Source organism: Hyunsoonleella rubra, from assembly GCF_042684665.1.
GTDB lineage: Bacteria > Bacteroidota > Bacteroidia > Flavobacteriales > Flavobacteriaceae > Jejuia > Jejuia rubra.
Genome location: NZ_JBHULY010000016.1, coordinates 48,445 through 65,950, shown reverse-complemented (window position 1 = coordinate 65,950; position 17,506 = coordinate 48,445). Strand labels below are relative to the sequence as shown.

Sequence of the window (17,506 nt, the reverse complement as noted above, 5' to 3'; positions counted from 1 at the left end):
GATTTAGTATTTTATTCCTTTCAAGAACTTTCTAAAGCCATGGATGAGGTTTTGGGGTTCTTTGCCGATTTGATTTGAATTTCTATTGGTCCTCACTGGCATCAAAAGTCTTCATTTCCAAAGTGGGCTCTAAAATATCTTCATTCCCCCAAATGGTCTCTTCAAAAGAAGACAATAGCGTATAAGGTACCGTGTCGTCCTGTTTTATGAGTTTAAACCCTTCAAGCGTCAACTTTTCGTTTGCCGTAAAAAGAAGCTCTTCTTTGTTCAGGTTTTGGCCTTCAATTTTAAAGTTGATGTTCGTTTTATTTCTGGCCCTGCTGTTTTCAATAAATTTCAAATCTCTATTCACATAAAAATACGCCCCGGTGGTTTGCTTTAAGTACTTGGGATGGTATTTGCCGTTTTGGTTTTTTTCAAATAGCAAGGTGCCTTCGTCAACGTTGGCTATAAATTTAACACCCAGTACCAGTTTTAGGTTCACTTTTTGTCCGTGCCTGTTTTTGTAATATCCATAATCCATTCTTGTGATGGCGTAATCGGCTTCGCTGATGTACAGTTTGCCCCCATACTTTGATTTTCCCCTTCGGGGCTCAAAGTCGATCAAATAAAAGAGCTTGCCGTCTTTTAAGGCAGCCCCATCATAGGTGTAATCATATAATTTGGGATTGATCACGTTGGACAAAAAGGATTCTTCAAAAAATTGGGCCTTTCTGAGCAGGTTTCGCGATTCGTTATTCAAATAGGGCATATTGTATACCTGCTTTTCAAAATCCTTAAACTGCTCGTCGGTAAGAGAAAGGGTGTCTTCAATCTTAAAAAGCCCAGATTTCAATTTATAAGTGATGGTAGTGTCTAAGTATTTAAGGACAATATTTTGAGTCTTCTTCTGAACGTCGTCTATCGAAAAATTGTTTTTAGAGTCAAGCAATTTTGTGGCTTTGCTGACTTTAATTTTGCTACTGTCCGTATTCAAATTGAAAAATTCACCTTTAAAATCCTTGAAATGCACCATGTCGCTCGCAATAATTTCCGAGGCCATTTTTTCTAAGGAGGCGTTGGCATCATTGATGTTTTTTTTCTTGACGTGCGATGCCTTTTCTATTTCAAACCCTAAATTCCTGAAATCAACACGGTCCGTATTCCTATGGAAAATACTGTAGGCATTGAGTTCGTTATCGTAATTTTCCGAAATTTTGGAGCGTACTTTTTCAATGATGGCATCGGCATTAGGCCTTTTGTTGGTGATTAAAACTTCGTTTAATTGATTCATAGCATCTTTCAACGCAATGATGAAATTCAATTTCTTGATTTCCGAAATGCTTAGGGTTTTGCTTTCAAATCCCATGCAAGTGATTTCGATGGTTTTGGAATTGTCATTTTGGGAATGTATGGTGAAATAGCCTTCATCGTTGGAAATTACCCCGCTATATTTGCCTGTTTTAATATTGGCATAGGGGATGGGTTTGCCATTGCTTTTCGCAACGAGTTTAGCCGTTAGGTTTTGGGAAAAACCAAGGCTGACGAAAGCAAAAAAACTAAGAAGGACTAAAATTTGTTTCATTAAGACATTTTTATGTAAACATAACGATTAATGCTGGATTTTGTTACAAAAATTAATTCTGAAATTAATTACATTTGCAATCGCAAAAATCAAAGTCTTGGTTCTTGAGTCTTTAATCTAATTCCTAAGGAAAATGAAAGCAGGTATTGTAGGATTGCCAAATGTGGGGAAGTCAACATTGTTCAATTGTTTGTCCAACGCGAAGGCGCAGAGTGCCAATTTTCCGTTTTGTACGATTGAGCCTAATATAGGTGTGGTAAACGTGCCAGACCCAAGGTTGGAAAAATTGGAGTCCTTGGTAAATCCAGAGCGTGTGATTCCTGCTACTGTTGAAATTGTGGACATTGCCGGATTGGTAAAAGGAGCGAGCAAAGGCGAAGGATTGGGCAACCAGTTTTTGGCAAACATTCGAGAAACGGATGCCATTTTGCATGTATTGCGGTGTTTTGACAATGACAATATTGTACATGTTGATGGCAGTATCGACCCCATCCGCGATAAGGAAACTATTGATATGGAACTCCAACTGAAGGATCTGGAAACTGCTGAAAAAAAGCTAGATAAAGTAAAACGTGCGGCCAAAACCGGTAATAAAGAAGCTCAAAAAGAAGAAGCTGTTTTGCTGAAAATCAAAGAAGGGCTGGAATCGGGGAGCTCCATCAGAGCTCTTGATTTTAGTGAAGACGATTACAATGACTACGTCAAGCCATTGCAATTTATTACAGACAAACCAGTGATGTACGTATGCAATGTTGATGAAGGTGCAGCGGTTTCGGGGAATGCGTATGTGGAGCAAGTGAAAGAAACCGTTAAGGGTGAAAATGCTGAGGTTTTGGTTTTGGCTGTGGGCACAGAAGCAGATATCAACGAATTAGATGATTACGATGAGCGCCAAATGTTTTTGGAAGATATAGGTTTGGAGGAACCGGGGTCTTCTAAATTAATTAGAGGTGCTTACAAGTTATTGAATCAACAAACCTATTTTACTGCTGGGGTGAAAGAAGTGCGGGCATGGACGGTGGATATTGGGGCCACTGCGCCACAGGCGGCCGGTGTGATCCATACTGATTTTGAAAAAGGGTTCATCCGTGCCGAAGTGATTTCTTATGACGACTATGTCAGCTACGGTAGCGAAGCCAAAGTAAAAGAAGCCGGAAAAATGCGTGTAGAAGGTAAAAACTATGTGGTTAAGGATGGGGATGTAATGCACTTTCTTTTTAACGTGTAGTTAAAAATTTTCTTATTTTTCTTTAGTAAGGTAAGATTTTGTATATATTTGAAGTCTTATTTACTCATAGACTATATAGGATGTCCCATATAACCATACGGACTGAAATCATTGCAGATATTAAGATCTGCTTCAATTTAGCACGAAGCATAGACTTTCACAAGGAATCACTCAAGCACACTGGCGAAATACCCGTTGCGGGAAAAACTACCGGCATGGTGGAGCTTGGGGAGTGGGTAAGTTGGGAGGCTAAGCATTTAGGTTTTGTACAGCATTTCACAACCAAGGTTACAGCTTTTGAGTCTCCGAATTTATTTATAGTAGAGATGGTTTTTGGTGCTTTTAAATCTTATTTGCACGAGCATAGATTTTATAAGGAAGGCCAGAAAACAATAATGGTTCAAAAGATGTTTTTTGAAACCCCCTATGGTATATTGGGCAAATTGTTTAATAGCATCTTCCTAAAGGGGTATATGTCTAGGTTGATCAAAACTAGGAATGCAGCTCTAAAAGTACGTGCGGAAAGTATGCACATGGAAAATGTATTGGGTGCTAAAAGTAGGGACTTTCAAAAACATATTTTGCAATTTTGACATTCGCGCATTTTTTTGAAACAGTTTAAGGCCCTACGCAGATTAGAAGCATTACAATAGTTTATATCAGCTTTTCAAGGGATTTAGGTTAAGGTTTAACTTGCGTGGTTTAGGATGCTGCCGTAATGCTATTCCTGTTTAGCGTACTCGCACATTAATTTTTACACTCGCATTACGAAGTTGGCCAAATGGGCAGTTTGGGCATCGTAATCTCAATTGTTTTCAGATACTCGCCTAGAATTACCTTTCTACTTTCGCTATATGCAACAATCCAATCGATTTTGGTACGGTATAGGAATTGGAATTCTAGGCATTATCCTGTTTTCCTCAAAGGCCGTTATGGTAAAATTGGCTTATGTCTACGGGATCGATCCCATTGAAATTTTATTACTTCGAATGGTATTTTCCTTTCCGTTTTATATAGTTTTGGCCGTTATTTCCGCCAGACGAACAGAGCGAACAATGCTAAATAAAAAAGATTGGCTATGGTTGGCCTTCTTCGGTTTTTTGGGGTATTATTTAGCAAGTTATTTTGATTTTTTGGGTTTGGTGCATATTAAGGCTAGTTTGGAGCGCATCATCTTGTTTGTGTACCCCACGATAGTCCTTTTGCTAAACCGGTTCTTTTTGAGACAGCCAATTTCAAAGGTGCAAATGGCCGCTATTGGTATAACCTATTTGGGAATTGTCCTCGCATTTGGAGATGAAGTCCAAATATCTGGGGATAATACCTTATTGGGCGGTGCTTTTATCCTATTAAGTGCGTTGACCTATGCGTCTTATTTGGTCGGAAGTGGCTGGCTAATTCCAAAATTTGGTGTGATGCAATTTACATCCTATGCCATGATTGTGTCTTGTTTATGCGTGTTTCTGCATTATGGAATTAGCCAAGGGTTCAGTCTGTTTCATTATCCTTGGAAAGTTTATGGGCTTGGATTTTTAATCGCCATTTTTGCCACGGTAATTCCCTCGTATTTGGTCTCCGCTTCGATAAAAATGATAAGCTCATCGAATTTTGCCATCATAGCTGGAATTGGGCCAATTTCTACAATCGTTTTGGCAGCAATTTTTCTGAATGAACAGTTTAGCTTGCTCCAAATGTTTGGGGCATTGATAGTTATCATTGGCATCCTTTTGATTTCCCTAAAAACCTCAAGCAGGGCTTAGGGTGACGTTCTCAACAATATTCCACTTTTATTGTTAATTACTTTGTTCCAAGCCTGTTTTATAATTTGATATGTTATGCTATATTAGCGTGCTATCTCACAATTTTACACCGTTTTTATGGCCGAACCAACCAAATATACCGAAGACAATATACGTTCCTTAGATTGGAAGGAGCATATCCGAATGCGTCCGGGAATGTATATAGGTAAACTCGGTGATGGCTCTTCTCCCGACGATGGGATTTATATTCTTTTAAAAGAGGTGCTGGATAACTCCATCGACGAGTTTGTCATGGGTGCGGGAAAGACCATTGAAATCTCCATTCAGGGCAACAAAGTGATTGTTCGCGATTATGGACGTGGAATTCCATTGGGTAAGGTGGTGGACGTGGTATCCAAAATGAATACTGGTGGCAAATACGATTCCAAAGCCTTTAAAAAATCAGTTGGATTAAATGGTGTGGGTACTAAGGCCGTTAATGCGCTGTCCAATTATTTCAGGGTGGAATCTACTCGGGACGGTAAGTCCGCTTCTGCGGAATTTGAGCAGGGTACATTAACCAATCAGGAATTATTAGAAGATACCAGCCGAAGAAAGGGCACAAAAGTGTCTTTTGTTCCCGATGATACCATCTTCAAAAATTACAAGTATCGGAGCGAATATGTAGTGAAGATGCTCAAAAACTATGTGTATCTCAACCCCGGTTTGACAGTTGTGTTCAATGGTGAGAAATATTATAGTGAAAATGGGTTGAAGGATTTGTTGTCTGAGAATATCAACGAATCCGATTTGTTATATCCCATTATCCATTTACGGGGCAATGATATCGAAGTAGCACTAACGCACAGTAAAACCCAATATAGTGAGGAATACCACAGTTTTGTAAACGGACAGAATACCACTCAGGGCGGTACACATTTGAACGCTTTTAGGGAAGCTTTGGTAAAGACCATTCGTGAGTTTTATGGAAAGAATTATGATGCTTCGGACGTCAGAAAGTCGGTAGTGAGCGCCATCGCCATTAAGGTGATGGAACCTGTTTTTGAAAGTCAGACAAAAACCAAATTGGGCTCTACCGATATGGGCGGGGATTATCCAACGGTCAGAACTTATATCAATGATTTTGTAAAGACCAATCTCGATAATTATCTTCATAAAAATCCAGATACGGCCGAGAAAATCCAACGCAAAATTCTTCAGGCCGAACGCGAACGAAAGGAACTTTCCGGTATTCGAAAATTGGCTAGAGACCGCGCTAAAAAAGCCAGTCTGCACAATAAGAAATTAAGGGATTGTCGTGTGCATTTTGGGGATACCAAAAACGAAAGAAATCTTGAAACTACTTTGTTTATTACTGAGGGGGATTCGGCTTCGGGGAGTATCACCAAATCCAGAGACGTGAACACACAGGCAGTATTCAGTTTAAAAGGAAAGCCTCTGAACTGCTATGGTTTGAGTAAAAAAATCGTTTACGAAAACGAGGAGTTCAATTTATTGCAGGCCGCATTAAATATTGAGGAGTCGCTCGAAGATTTAAGATATAATAATGTTGTGATAGCCACAGATGCTGATGTGGACGGGATGCATATTCGTTTGTTATTGATTACCTTCTTTTTGCAATTTTTCCCAGAGGTCATCAAAGAAGGCCATTTGTACATTTTGCAAACCCCCTTATTCAGGGTTCGAAACAAAAAGGAAACCATTTATTGCTATTCGGAAGAGGAGCGCATAAACGCCATAGAAAAACTAAAACCTAAGCCCGAGATTACCCGATTTAAAGGGTTGGGGGAAATATCCCCGGATGAGTTCAAACATTTTATTGGAGAGGACATGCGACTCGACCCTGTGATGTTGGATGATAATATGTCTATTGATGAATTACTGGCCTTTTATATGGGTAAAAACACCCCCTCGAGGCAGGAATTTATTATTGATAATTTGAAGGTGGAATTGGATGTGGTTGAGTAAGAGAATATTAATAATTTTAAGCTTAACTACCCTTGAAAACATTTGTTTTTAAGGGTTCTGATGATTAACTTTAGATGGTCAAATCAAACTGAATTTAAGATGTTATATTCCAAAGAAAAAGAATATGGAAAGCGGTCTTATGCACACCTTTATATCCATACCACAAGCGAACAAGTGCATAGATTACAAAGAAAAGGCAAAGTAAAGCTTAACGGAACGCCAAAAAAATAAAATTGCTGGATGATTGAAGAAGGTGACGAATTAACAAACGAACATAACGAAGAGCCCCAAGAAACCATTACCCGTGTGACGGGTATGTACAAGGATTGGTTTTTAGATTATGCCTCGTACGTTATTTTGGAGCGTGCCGTACCGGCTATTGAGGATGGATTTAAGCCTGTGCAGCGTCGTATCATGCACTCCATGAAGGATCTGGATGATGGACGCTATAATAAGGTGGCAAATATTGTGGGCCATACCATGCAGTACCATCCACATGGTGATGCAAGTATTGCCGATGCCATGGTCCAGATTGGGCAAAAGGACCTTCTGATTGATACCCAAGGAAACTGGGGAAATATTTTAACTGGTGATAGTGCGGCGGCGTCCAGGTATATTGAGGCACGACTTTCAAAGTTTGCATTAGATGTAGTTTACAATCCGAAAATTACGGAATGGCAAGCGAGTTACGACGGCCGTCGGAAAGAGCCCATAAATCTTCCCGTAATGTTTCCTTTGCTTTTGGCACAAGGAGGCGAGGGTATTGCCGTTGGGTTGTCTACAAAAATTTTACCGCACAATTTTATTGAACTTATTGATGCTTCTATAAAGCATTTACAGGGGAAACGCTTCACCATTTTACCGGATTTCCCAACTGGGGGTATTGCCGACTTCTCAAATTACAATGATGGCAATCGTGGTGGAAAGGTTCGTGTTCGTGCTAAAATTTCCCAGTTGGACAAAAACACTTTGGTCATTACCGAATTGCCTTTTGGAACTACCACGTCCTCATTAATCGATTCGATTTTAAAGGCCAACGATAAGGGAAAAATAAAGATTAAGAAAATAGAGGACAATACCGCCGCCGAGGTTGAAATTTTAGTGCATCTGCCATCAGGATTATCGCCTGATAAAACCATTGATGCCTTATATGCTTTTACCAGTTGTGAATCGTCTATTTCACCATTGGGCTGTGTTATTGAAGAGAATAAGCCTTTGTTTATTGGCGTTTCAGAAATGTTGCGCCGCTCTACGGATAATACCGTTCAGCTTCTAAAACAGGAATTGGAAATCAAACTCGGAGAGTTTGAGGAACAGTGGCACTTTGCTTCATTGGAACGCATATTTATTGAAAACCGAATTTACCGCGATATTGAAGAAGAAGAAACTTGGGAAGGTGTTATTTCGGCTATTGATAAAGGGTTGAAACCACATATTAAGCATTTAAAACGAGCGGTTACCGAAGACGATATTGTGCGCCTAACCGAAATTCGTATCAAGCGTATTTCTAAATTTGATATTGATAAGGCACAACAGAAAATTGATGCGCTTGAAGAGCAAATTGCTGAGGTAAAACATCATTTGGAGCATTTGATTGAGTATGCCATTGCCTATTTCCAACGATTGAAAAAGGACTATGGTGAAGGTCGCCAACGCAAAACTGAAATTAAGATATTTGATGATGTTGATGCTACAAAAGTTGTGATCCGAAATACCAAACTTTATGTCAACAGGGAAGAAGGTTTTGTGGGGACATCTTTGAGAAGGGATGAGTATGTGGGAGATTGCAGTGACATTGACGACATCATTGTGTTCACTAAAGAAGGTAAAATGATGGTGACCAAAGTAGATTCCAAAACCTTTGTGGGCAAGGATATCATTCATGTTGCGGTATTCAAAAAGAAAGACAAGCGCACCATCTACAATATGATTTATCGGGATGGGAGGAAAGGGCCATCTTATATCAAGCGTTTTGCGGTCACCAGTATCACCAGGGACAGGGATTATGATTTGACCAATGGCAATAAAGGTTCGTTGGTATTATATTTTTCAGCTAACCCCAACGGTGAGGCCGAAGTGGTTGCCATAAATTTACGCCAAGCCGGAAGTATCAAAAAGCTAAAATGGGATATTGATTTTGCAGATATCTTGATTAAAGGCCGTGCGTCCAAAGGGAATTTGGTCACAAAATACCCCGTAAAACGAGTGGAATTGAAAGAAAAAGGTGTGTCCACTTTAAAACCCAGAAAGATTTGGTTTGATGATACCGTGCAACGCATAAATGTGGATGGAAGAGGAGAGTTGATAGGTGAATTCAGGGGAGAGGATAAGTTACTGATTATTAATCAGTCAGGAGTTGCGAAAACTGTTACTCCCGAGGTTACTATGCATTTTGGTAGTGATATGATAGTACTTGAAAAATGGGTGCCTAAAAAGCCCATTTCGGCTATATATTTCAACGGTGAAAAAGAATTGTATTATGTAAAGCGGTTCTTGATTGAGAACGAAGGCAGAGAGGAATCCTTTATTTCTGACCATCCGAATTCGCAATTAGAAATCGTTTCTACGGATTGGAAACCTATGGCGGAAGTCGTTTTTGCCAAAGAAAGAGGCAAAGATAGAAAGGATAATCTCGAGGTTAACCTTGAAGAGTTCATCGATATCAAGGGTATTTCGGCCATGGGGAATCAGCTCACTAAGGATAAAATCAATCAAATCAATCTATTGGAGCCTTTGCCCTATGAAGCTCCCGAGGAAGTGCATGCAGATGATTTAGAAGTGGTCGATGAAATGGAGGTTTCCAGTGAATCTCCAACAGAGACGACCGATAATACATCCGGAACACCTCGGAAAGGTGAATCCGACCATGAAATTGATGATGAAGGGCAGATTACCTTATTTTAAGTGAAGTTTCGATGTCGTTTCTAACACCTATGAAGACTTCTGTTCAAGGATTTGGTAGGAGCAAGATCTGTAAAAGGGCTTCGATGGTATTAGCCTTGCTTCTTATTTTAGCCATTATTTTTTCATATTTTACGTTGAGTACGTTTTCTTTTTTGCTCTCCTTGTCATTACCAGTTTTATTCCTATTGAATATACTCATAGGGTTATTTTGGTTGATGAAAAGAGGCAAGTATGCCTTGATGCATCTTTTTGCCATATCCCTATTTTTTTTGTTTTTCAAATCCCCTTTGCAATTGAATTATTTTGACGAAACGGAGGAGAGTGGTGCTATTAGTTTTATGTGTTTTAACGCTAATAATTTTTCCTCTACTGAAGATTTTAGAAACGTGCCCGAGGCTCAAAAGTTAATTGATTTCGTTAAAAGTGAAAATCCGGACATTGTTTGTTTTCAAGAATTTTCAAAATTTGAATTTGAAGGGTTTTCGCATTATCCTCATTATTTCGTGGGTTACAGGCCGAATTATGAAAAAACCTTACAGGTGATTTATTCGAAATATCCTATTATAGACAAAGGCTATATTGACTTTCCTGATACACGTAACCAAACAATTTATGCTGATGTGGATATTGATGGAACCATCGTTCGTATTTACAATATCCATTTGCAATCCTACCAGCTTATTTTTGATGAAACGATGGATATCGGCAAATTTTTCGGGCAAATCAAAGATGGCCAGATAAAACAAAAGGAACAGGTCAAAATCGTTTTAGAGCATGCCGTTAAATTTGATGGTAGGGTAATCATTGCGGGAGATTTCAATAGTAATCCCTATTCACAAAACTATCGAAAGTTGAGAGGTGATAAAAAAGATACTTTTACTGAAGCTGGGTGCGGTATCGGGACGACTTACAGATTTGCAAATTACCCTTTTAGAATTGATTTTGTTTTGGTGGATCCTTCGATTGATGTCGTTTCTCACAAAAATTTTAAGGTAAATTTATCTGACCATGAGCCGATTTTGACCCATCTCAAATTGGATTGATGTATGATTTGAGAGTTCGATGAATTTTAAAACTCTAAGATGGTTTCAGAGGAAAACAAAGAAATTAACCTCTCGAGCAGTGCTACATAATTTTCCAATTCCGATTTGGCAATAAACTCATTTTGTCGATGTGCCTGCTTAATGGACCCAGGGCCACAAATTATACTTTGCAATCCAGCCAGATTGTACTGACCCGCTTCAGAAGCGTAGGCCACGGTATCAAAATTGGTATTGCTATTTATTTTGCCAAACAACTTTACAATGTCGCTATCGGTTTTACTATCAAAACTGGCCACAGGCGGATGCACTTCTTCAGTTTCAATTTTAAAATCTGGAAAAACGTGTTTGAGTTCAGCCATGCGCTTGTCGCAATGCGAATAAAATGCTTCCACGATTTCAGTTAAATTATCGTTAGGAATCACCCTTGCATCCCAGGAAAAATAGGCTTTATCGGCAATCACATTTGGGGCAATACCGCCATGGATTACTCCCGTATGCAAGGAGGAGTGGGGTGGTGTAAAACGTTCGTCGGTATTTCCAGAAGCCACCAATTCGTTCATTTTGTCCTCCAACCATAAAATGAGTCTTGCCGCTTCATGCACGGCACTTACTTCTTGAAGGATACGGCTACTATGCCCAGCCGATCCATTCACTTTTGTGGTGTATAGGCAAATGCCCTTGTGTCCGATAATGGGCTGCAACAAAGAAGGTTCCCCAATGATGGCGTACTTCGGGGTTTCGGGATAGTGCCGTTTTAAATGTTCAATTAGTTCAGGCGCGGAAAGACAGCCAATTTCCTCATCGTAGGACAAGGCGAAATAAATAGGCTTTTTTAAATCAGCTTTAACCATTTTTGGCAAAACGCTTAGACAACAAGCAATAAAACCTTTCATATCGCAAGCGCCCCGCCCATAAAGTTTGCCATCACCTTTATCCGTTAATGCAAAAGGATCCGTATCCCAATCCTGGCCTTCAACGGGTACAACATCTGTATGTCCAGAAAGGATGATCCCGCCTTCTACCGAAGGCCCAATTCTGCAATGTAATGAAGCTTTGGTGCCTTCTGGATTTGGCACTAAAGTACAGTCCACACCGAAGGATTCTATATAGTCTTTTATCCAATGGATGATGGATAAATTGCTCTGCCCGCCTAACACTGGGAATGCTACTAATTTTGAAAGAATCCGTTCTGTTGTCATTTTATTTGGGCTTCAATACCTTTAATAATTTGGGATAGGTCGGCGGTATAGTCAAACCAACAGGTGTTTTCGTTCTTTTTGAACCATGTTAGCTGTCGTTTTGCAAAACGTCTGGTATTCTTTTTTATTTCCGAAATGGCAAAATCCAGCGTCCACTCCCCATCCAAGTAGTTGAACAATTCTTTGTAGCCTACCGTGTTTAGTGCGTTCAAATCCTTATAAGGTAAAAGTTGTTTCACCTCTTCCAACAGACCATCTTTTATCATTAAGTCCACCCGTTGGTTAATGCGGTCATAAATAACCTGTCTTTCTGCCATTAGGCCAATACTAATGGTTTCGAATGGCCTATCATTTTTCGCCCTATTCAAAAACGAAGAGTAGGTTTTCCCAGTACCAATACTAACTTCCAATGCCCGAATGACCCGATGGGGGTTGTCAATGGCAATGGTGTCATAGCTTTTACGATCTAAATCCTTTAGTCGGTCCTGTAAGTAGGGTAGCCCTTTTTCCTGAAATTCTTTATTTAAAGTATCCCTAATAGAGGCGTCCACATTTGGAAAATCGTCCAAACCTTTGGTGACGGCATCAACATACAAACCTGACCCGCCAACCATTATTACCACATCGTAGTTCTGAAAAAGTTGATTTAGCCGGTCGATGGCATCCCTTTCAAAAGCCCCGACATTGTAATCTTCCATGATGGATTTATGATGGACAAAATGATGTTTGGCTTGTTGTAACTCTTCTGGGGTTGGCGCGGCCGTGCCGATATGCATTTCCTTAAAAAACTGCCGGGAATCCGCAGAAATGATTTCAGTACCAAAATGTTGCGCCAGTTTAATACTTAGCGCGGTTTTGCCGATGGCAGTTGGGCCGATAACAGAGATGAGGTGCTTTTTCATTTTAAGAACCATACAACCGCTCCCCGCAATTATAACAATAATCTGCTTTGTCGTGATGATTTTCGGCCAAGCAGTTTTCACAGGATTTGGAATTTAGGGCTACTTTTGGATCTGGGCCAGGGTTAATTTTTTTCCCCTGGGCGGTATATTCGGCGGAGACAATTCCCGTGGGAACGGCAATAATACCATAACCCAATATCATTATCAATGCAGCAATAAACTGACCTAAAGGAGTAACGGGTGCAATGTCTCCAAAACCAACTGTTGTAAGCGTTACAATACACCAATACACACTAACGGGAATACTGCTAAACCCACTTTCCTCGCCTTCGATAAGGTACATTAGCGTACCAAAAATGATGCATAAAATAAGTACCGCGAAAAGGAATACAGATATTTTTGCCCTACTTGAACGAATGGCCGACATCAGCAAATTAGAAGCACCTAAATATCTGGCCAATTTTAATATCCTGAAGATACGCAATAACCGTAACGCCCTAAGCGCTGCCAAAGCATGTATGCCCCCGAACAGCAAGGAAATATATTTTGGGATGGTGGACAGCAAATCTACAATGCCATAAAAACTAAATACATAGCGCCAAGGCTTTTTTACGGTGATGATCCTTGCAATGTATTCGATACTGAATAATATGGTGATGACCCACTCCGATATGTTTAAAAAGTCGTGATATTTTTCATCAAAGCTTTTAATACTCTCCAGCATCACCAAAATGATACTGGCGATGATGGCGATAAAAAGAATCACATCAAAAAGCTTCCCTGAAGGAGTATCGGCTTCATAAATAATGTCATGAAGTTTCGTGCGCCAATTATTTTTAGAGTTGGTTTTGACCATCACTTCAAATGTAATAAAGATTTATGATTTCTTTTTGAGTACTATTAATGAGTTTGTTTGTGTATTCACGACGCTACTCATCAATTCCTTAAGATAGGGGTAATAATCGGGAGGATAAATGGCCTCGTTAAAACTTAGGTTAAATATCAGATTGATTTTATTGCCAATTAAACGTGCAGAGAAGTTTAAATCTCCTGTTTTATTGGGTAAAGCCAATCTTGTTTTTTTTGGCATCTCAATAACTTCATAAACATCACCCAGGTCTAAATTTAACATATACACATATTTATCTTTATACCCAAAATCTATCGGATAAGTTCGCTCTTGTAATTTGAATGGGTTTTCCTTAAAAAATGGAAATAAAAATGGGTTTAAGTATATGGTTTCGGAAATATCTTCAGCTTGGTAGTTAATCCTATATGTTTCGGAAAATTGAGGGCTTGTTTTTGTGGAGTTTTTAATAGAAAAATCGGAAATAACAATATCCTCGTTACTTTCATCCAATTCGGATACGTAATTGTCCGGATTTGGAAAATAGGCTTTTCTTGAACCCAGTGCGTGGTAACCTGTTGTTCTGGTATTTACAGTGCCTGTCAGATTTTCTTCATCATCAAAGTGAAGTTTAAGACTATAAAGTGTTGATGATTGAGTTCTGGGTTTAATATCTATCCAAGTACTACCATTTTTAAAATCAACCAAACGGCCAAATTGATTAAGGCACCTAAAGGGAATTTGGCCAAAGGATAAAAATTTGTCTGTGGCATCCAATAAATAAGTATCGTTATCAATTGTTGCCTGAACAATTAGGTAGTTAAAGTCAGTAAGTACCGGATATAATTTTGTAGCTCGCCCGTGGCCGCGAGTTGATAAAAATACGGGTTTAACATCAATGCCACTCTCCCTAAGTAAGTTGTGAAGTAAAATATTAATTGCGCCAACATTACCAGATCTATCTTTTATGATATTTCGTATAGATACGTCTTTGAAAATATGAAAAGATTCATCCCATGTGTAGTTGTTCTGCACGTAATTGTAAATGCCTTTGGCTTTTTTTAACTGGTCTGTTTCATTTAATATATCTAAATTCAGCAATTCTTCAATATCGACCGATTTTTTTATTTGCCTTCCGATATCTTTTTCTGAACGTAGTTCTTTATCAACATCTTTCCATGTTTTAGTGTAGTGTGTTATCGTGCCATCCATTCCTCTAAAGGTCTCCAGTTCGTAATCAATTCTTGCGAGATAATCCTGTTTTACGGTCATGTAGTCTTCTTCAATAAAAGCAGGTATATCTTTCATCACATACTTTCCAATGCTACAATCTGCAAAGGCACCATTATACATTTCTAAGCACCTTTTTTCTATATTCATATCGTTGGTGCTTAACTTTTTTCCTCCTGAGAGTTTAATATGGTACAGCCAATTGCCAGGTATGCTTGTATTGTATTCGCTATATTGCTTTGGGATGTCACCTTGAAACTCCCAACCATGATATTTTCGCATATACGGCGAGCGTAATGTGTAACGGTATGTAATTACAGAACCCTCCTGAATATTAGGTAATGTAAATTTTACTATTGTATAATTCTCATTGTATTCTTCACGATAAACATCCTTGGGGTCTAATTCAGTTGTTTTTACTGTACCATCTACCAAAGTATAGGTGGTGCCAAAAATATCATCCACTCTTTCATAATTACCATTATTGCCTTTGTATAAATAAATAGTAACATTAGCTTTATCAAAACCCTCTTTATTAAAAATTTTAATCTTGCGCATTATGTTAGTTCTTAGATCGTAATCCTGTCTATCAACATAGCTTTTTCCATATTCATAGAGTACTAAAGCGTTGGCCGTTGAATCCTTTTCATATGATTTCAGCTTGATATCGGGCAATGAAACCTTAAAAACGGGATCTTTTTCTAATGGTTGAGAATTTAAAATGGAACTACAGGCAATGGAGAGGAGCAGTAGGATTTGTTTTAACATTTTTGTCAAAAAATTAATTGTTTTATTTTTTTATTGCGCCTTAAGTAACTTTGGATAATGTGTTGGGTATCCCGATTGTTTTGCATGGGGGTAATGATGGATTCGAGAATCTCAAGGTTATTAATTTGATAGTTTAAATTGAAGAAGCCTAGACCTTGGAATACGCCGTCTTTAATTAATATAGCACTGCGCTCGTCAATATCGCGCCCCTTGTCAATAAGTACCACATTTTTATTGTCATAACTGCTTTTCTCTATTAAGGAAAGCACACGTTTGTTGTAATCATCGGGAGGCTCTATACCCAAACAAGCACCTTCACAGGCTTTTATTTCGTAATTAAAACAACTTGATTGGCTATTGTAAAGTCCAATAAGTTTCTGGCATAAGTTATAATCCTCCAAGGCTCGAGTCATAAAGCTTTTGCCACTTTGCCTATTACTAAAGGTAGTAATTGGTTTGCTTTTGCCGTTTACCACTTCAATCTTTAAATTAATGTAATTATTATTATCTGTGTAGCTGAACAAACCATGGGTGAAACTCGTGCGCCTTAGTGCCCTGTTTAAAATCGGTTTATTTTTCTTGATTTCCTCGCTTTCCTTAAGAAGAGCCACCAATTCACTTCCTGTTGCTTCATACGTTACAGCCGTTACCAGAGCTTGAAGTTTTTTGGATTTTGGACTCGTACTTGTAAAATGCTGGTTGATACGGTTTTTGATATTCTTGCTCTTGCCGATATAGATAATTTCGCCGTCTTCCTTGTGGATGTAGTATACTCCCGTTATGGTTGGTAGTTCAGCAATAATATCAATATGCTTTGGTTCCAATTGACGTTTTGGATTAAGGCTGACACTGTTTTGGACAATATTTTTTTTTGTGTCCTTATCCAGAAGCATTTTGAATAGTTTAACAGTAGCCTGGGCATCGCCGGATGCACGATGTCGGTCTGCGACGGGGATCCCGAGGGAACGCACCAATTTGCCTAAACTATAAGAAGGTTGCCCTGGAATTAAATGTTTCGCCAGTTGCACGGTACAAAGGGATTTTCGCTCATACTCAAACCCCAATCGGCTAAATTCAGTACGGAGAATTCTATAATCGAATTGGGCATTATGCGCCACTAAGATGCAGTCTGACGTAATTTCTACGATGCGTTTTGCTACCTCATAAAACTTTGGAGCATTGCGCAACATACTGCTATTGATGCCTGTAAGATTCACTACAAACGGTTGAATTTCCCTTTCAGGATTGATAAGGCTGATAAATTGATCCACCACCTGATGGCCGTCATATTTGTAGATGGCAATTTCGGTTATGCCCTCCTCATTATACTTGCCTCCAGTGGTTTCTATGTCTAATATTGCGTAAATGGTGTTAAGCTGTTTGTTGTTAAGGTGTTAAGCTGTAAACTGAACACTGCGACTGCCTACTGATAATTCCTCGCCCCAAATATACTACTTCCAACCCGAATCATTGTGCTACCACATGCAATGGCTAATTGGTAATCCCCGCTCATACCCATACTAATGGTTTCAGGTTTGAAATTTCTGGTTTCTAGCCGCTTTAGGTCCTCAAAAGTTTGTTTTAAAACATTGAATTCCTGTTTGATTTGAGTCTCATCATTCGTAAAAGTTGCCATGCCCATTACGCCTGTTATTCTTATGTTTTCTAGTTCTGAAAACGCATCAGAAGCAATAATTGCTTTGGCATCCTTGGCTGACATACCAAATTTTGAATCCTCTTCTGCAATCTTGATTTGAAACAAACAATCAATTACTCGATCGTGTTTTTTTGCCTGCTTATTGATTTCTTTCAACAATTTAAAATTATCAACGCCATGGATTAAACGCACAAAGCTGGCCATATATTTTACTTTATTCCGTTGCAAATGTCCAATCATATGCCAATCAATATCTTTAGGCATTTGCTCGTATTTTTCAACCATTTCCTGCACCTTATTTTCACCAAAGATTTTATGTCCAGCATCATAGGCTTCCATAATGGTCTCGACAGGTTTAGTTTTGGAAACGGCTACCAAAGTAACGTGCGATGGAAGTTTTGAAGATATGCTATCAAGATTTGTTTTTATACTCATT

The 17,506-nt window shown here is 38.9% G+C and carries 15 protein-coding genes; 7 read left to right on the top strand and 8 right to left on the bottom strand.

Annotated features, from left to right (window positions below; all coding sequences use genetic code 11):
• Positions 1-82: 82 nt before the first annotated feature.
• Positions 83-1,564: a carboxypeptidase-like regulatory domain-containing protein gene (locus ACFSR8_RS08545; RefSeq protein ID WP_380291027.1), complete on the bottom strand. Its 1,482-nt coding sequence runs from the start codon at positions 1,562-1,564 to the stop codon at positions 83-85.
• Between the two features lie 133 nt (positions 1,565-1,697).
• Between ACFSR8_RS08545 and ychF the strand changes: the two genes are divergently transcribed.
• The 6 genes from ychF (at position 1,698) to ACFSR8_RS08515 (ending at position 9,424) form a co-directional block, all read left to right on the top strand.
• Positions 1,698-2,792 (top strand): redox-regulated ATPase YchF, encoded by a 1,095-nt coding sequence (gene ychF, locus ACFSR8_RS08540; protein ID WP_380291025.1) that lies wholly within the window; start codon positions 1,698-1,700, stop codon positions 2,790-2,792.
• Between the two features lie 80 nt (positions 2,793-2,872).
• Complete coding sequence (locus ACFSR8_RS08535; RefSeq protein ID WP_380291023.1) at positions 2,873-3,385, top strand: SRPBCC family protein; 513 nt, start codon at positions 2,873-2,875, stop codon at positions 3,383-3,385.
• 261 nt (positions 3,386-3,646) lie between these two features.
• On the top strand, positions 3,647-4,552 hold the full coding sequence (locus ACFSR8_RS08530; protein WP_380291021.1) for a DMT family transporter: 906 nt from the start codon (positions 3,647-3,649) through the stop codon (positions 4,550-4,552).
• Positions 4,553-4,669: 117 nt separating this feature from the next.
• Positions 4,670-6,520, top strand: coding sequence for a DNA topoisomerase IV subunit B (locus ACFSR8_RS08525; RefSeq protein WP_380291019.1), 1,851 nt, complete (start codon positions 4,670-4,672; stop codon positions 6,518-6,520).
• Positions 6,521-6,619: 99 nt separating this feature from the next.
• Entirely contained in the window at positions 6,620-6,751 is a 132-nt protein-coding gene (locus ACFSR8_RS08520; RefSeq protein ID WP_380291017.1) for a hypothetical protein, read from the top strand.
• A 9-nt stretch (positions 6,752-6,760) separates the two neighbouring features.
• Complete coding sequence (locus ACFSR8_RS08515) at positions 6,761-9,424, top strand: DNA gyrase/topoisomerase IV subunit A (protein WP_380291015.1); 2,664 nt, start codon at positions 6,761-6,763, stop codon at positions 9,422-9,424.
• Positions 9,425-9,467: 43 nt separating this feature from the next.
• Here ACFSR8_RS08515 and ACFSR8_RS08510 read toward each other — a convergent pair whose 3' ends face one another.
• Positions 9,468-9,680 carry a hypothetical protein gene (locus tag ACFSR8_RS08510; protein ID WP_380291013.1) on the bottom strand — a complete coding sequence of 71 codons (213 nt, stop codon included), beginning with the start codon at positions 9,678-9,680 and terminating at the stop codon, positions 9,468-9,470.
• 37 nt (positions 9,681-9,717) lie between these two features.
• On the opposite strand from ACFSR8_RS08510, the gene ACFSR8_RS08505 reads away from it, so the two are divergent.
• Positions 9,718-10,467, top strand: a complete 750-nt coding sequence (locus tag ACFSR8_RS08505) for an endonuclease/exonuclease/phosphatase family protein (RefSeq protein ID WP_380291011.1) — start codon at positions 9,718-9,720, stop codon at positions 10,465-10,467.
• 26 nt (positions 10,468-10,493) lie between these two features.
• On the opposite strand, the gene argE is transcribed toward ACFSR8_RS08505, so the two are convergent.
• From argE to ACFSR8_RS08475, 6 genes are read right to left on the bottom strand one after another with little or no spacing between them, the layout of a single operon-like run.
• Positions 10,494-11,666, bottom strand: coding sequence for an acetylornithine deacetylase (gene argE / locus ACFSR8_RS08500; protein WP_380291009.1), 1,173 nt, complete (start codon positions 11,664-11,666; stop codon positions 10,494-10,496).
• The gene (miaA, locus tag ACFSR8_RS08495) at positions 11,663-12,568 is read right to left on the bottom strand and encodes a tRNA (adenosine(37)-N6)-dimethylallyltransferase MiaA (RefSeq protein WP_380291007.1); all 906 of its coding nucleotides are present in this window, start codon (positions 12,566-12,568) and stop codon (positions 11,663-11,665) included. Before miaA ends, argE begins: the two co-directional genes overlap by 4 nt.
• A gap of 1 nt (position 12,569) precedes the next feature.
• Positions 12,570-13,424, bottom strand: a complete 855-nt coding sequence (locus ACFSR8_RS08490; protein WP_380291005.1) for an ion transporter — start codon at positions 13,422-13,424, stop codon at positions 12,570-12,572.
• Positions 13,425-13,445: 21 nt separating this feature from the next.
• Positions 13,446-15,413: a DUF3857 domain-containing protein gene (locus ACFSR8_RS08485; RefSeq protein WP_380291003.1), complete on the bottom strand. Its 1,968-nt coding sequence runs from the start codon at positions 15,411-15,413 to the stop codon at positions 13,446-13,448.
• A gap of 5 nt (positions 15,414-15,418) precedes the next feature.
• A complete protein-coding gene (locus tag ACFSR8_RS08480) occupies positions 15,419-16,780 on the bottom strand; it encodes an exonuclease domain-containing protein (protein WP_380291454.1) in 1,362 nt (453 codons plus the stop codon).
• 56 nt (positions 16,781-16,836) lie between these two features.
• The gene (locus ACFSR8_RS08475) at positions 16,837-17,505 is read right to left on the bottom strand and encodes a YggS family pyridoxal phosphate-dependent enzyme (protein WP_380291001.1); all 669 of its coding nucleotides are present in this window, start codon (positions 17,503-17,505) and stop codon (positions 16,837-16,839) included.
• Between the last annotated feature and the right edge of the window lies 1 nt (position 17,506).

Excerpts from the sequence above, each read along its gene's own strand:
- ACFSR8_RS08545 (WP_380291027.1), bottom strand. The coding sequence starts at position 1,564 with ATGAAACAAATTTTAGTCCTTCTTAGTTTTTTTGCTTTCGTCAGCCTT.
- ychF (WP_380291025.1), top strand. The coding sequence starts at position 1,698 with ATGAAAGCAGGTATTGTAGGATTGCCAAATGTGGGGAAGTCAACATTG.
- ACFSR8_RS08535 (WP_380291023.1), top strand. The coding sequence starts at position 2,873 with ATGTCCCATATAACCATACGGACTGAAATCATTGCAGATATTAAGATC.
- ACFSR8_RS08530 (WP_380291021.1), top strand. The coding sequence starts at position 3,647 with ATGCAACAATCCAATCGATTTTGGTACGGTATAGGAATTGGAATTCTA.
- ACFSR8_RS08525 (WP_380291019.1), top strand. The coding sequence starts at position 4,670 with ATGGCCGAACCAACCAAATATACCGAAGACAATATACGTTCCTTAGAT.
- ACFSR8_RS08520 (WP_380291017.1), top strand. The coding sequence starts at position 6,620 with ATGTTATATTCCAAAGAAAAAGAATATGGAAAGCGGTCTTATGCACAC.
- ACFSR8_RS08515 (WP_380291015.1), top strand. The coding sequence starts at position 6,761 with ATGATTGAAGAAGGTGACGAATTAACAAACGAACATAACGAAGAGCCC.
- ACFSR8_RS08510 (WP_380291013.1), bottom strand. The coding sequence starts at position 9,680 with ATGGCAAAAAGATGCATCAAGGCATACTTGCCTCTTTTCATCAACCAA.
- argE (WP_380291009.1), bottom strand. The coding sequence starts at position 11,666 with ATGACAACAGAACGGATTCTTTCAAAATTAGTAGCATTCCCAGTGTTA.
- miaA (WP_380291007.1), bottom strand. The coding sequence starts at position 12,568 with ATGAAAAAGCACCTCATCTCTGTTATCGGCCCAACTGCCATCGGCAAA.
- ACFSR8_RS08490 (WP_380291005.1), bottom strand. The coding sequence starts at position 13,424 with ATGGTCAAAACCAACTCTAAAAATAATTGGCGCACGAAACTTCATGAC.
- ACFSR8_RS08485 (WP_380291003.1), bottom strand. The coding sequence starts at position 15,413 with ATGTTAAAACAAATCCTACTGCTCCTCTCCATTGCCTGTAGTTCCATT.
- ACFSR8_RS08475 (WP_380291001.1), bottom strand. The coding sequence starts at position 17,505 with ATGAGTATAAAAACAAATCTTGATAGCATATCTTCAAAACTTCCATCG.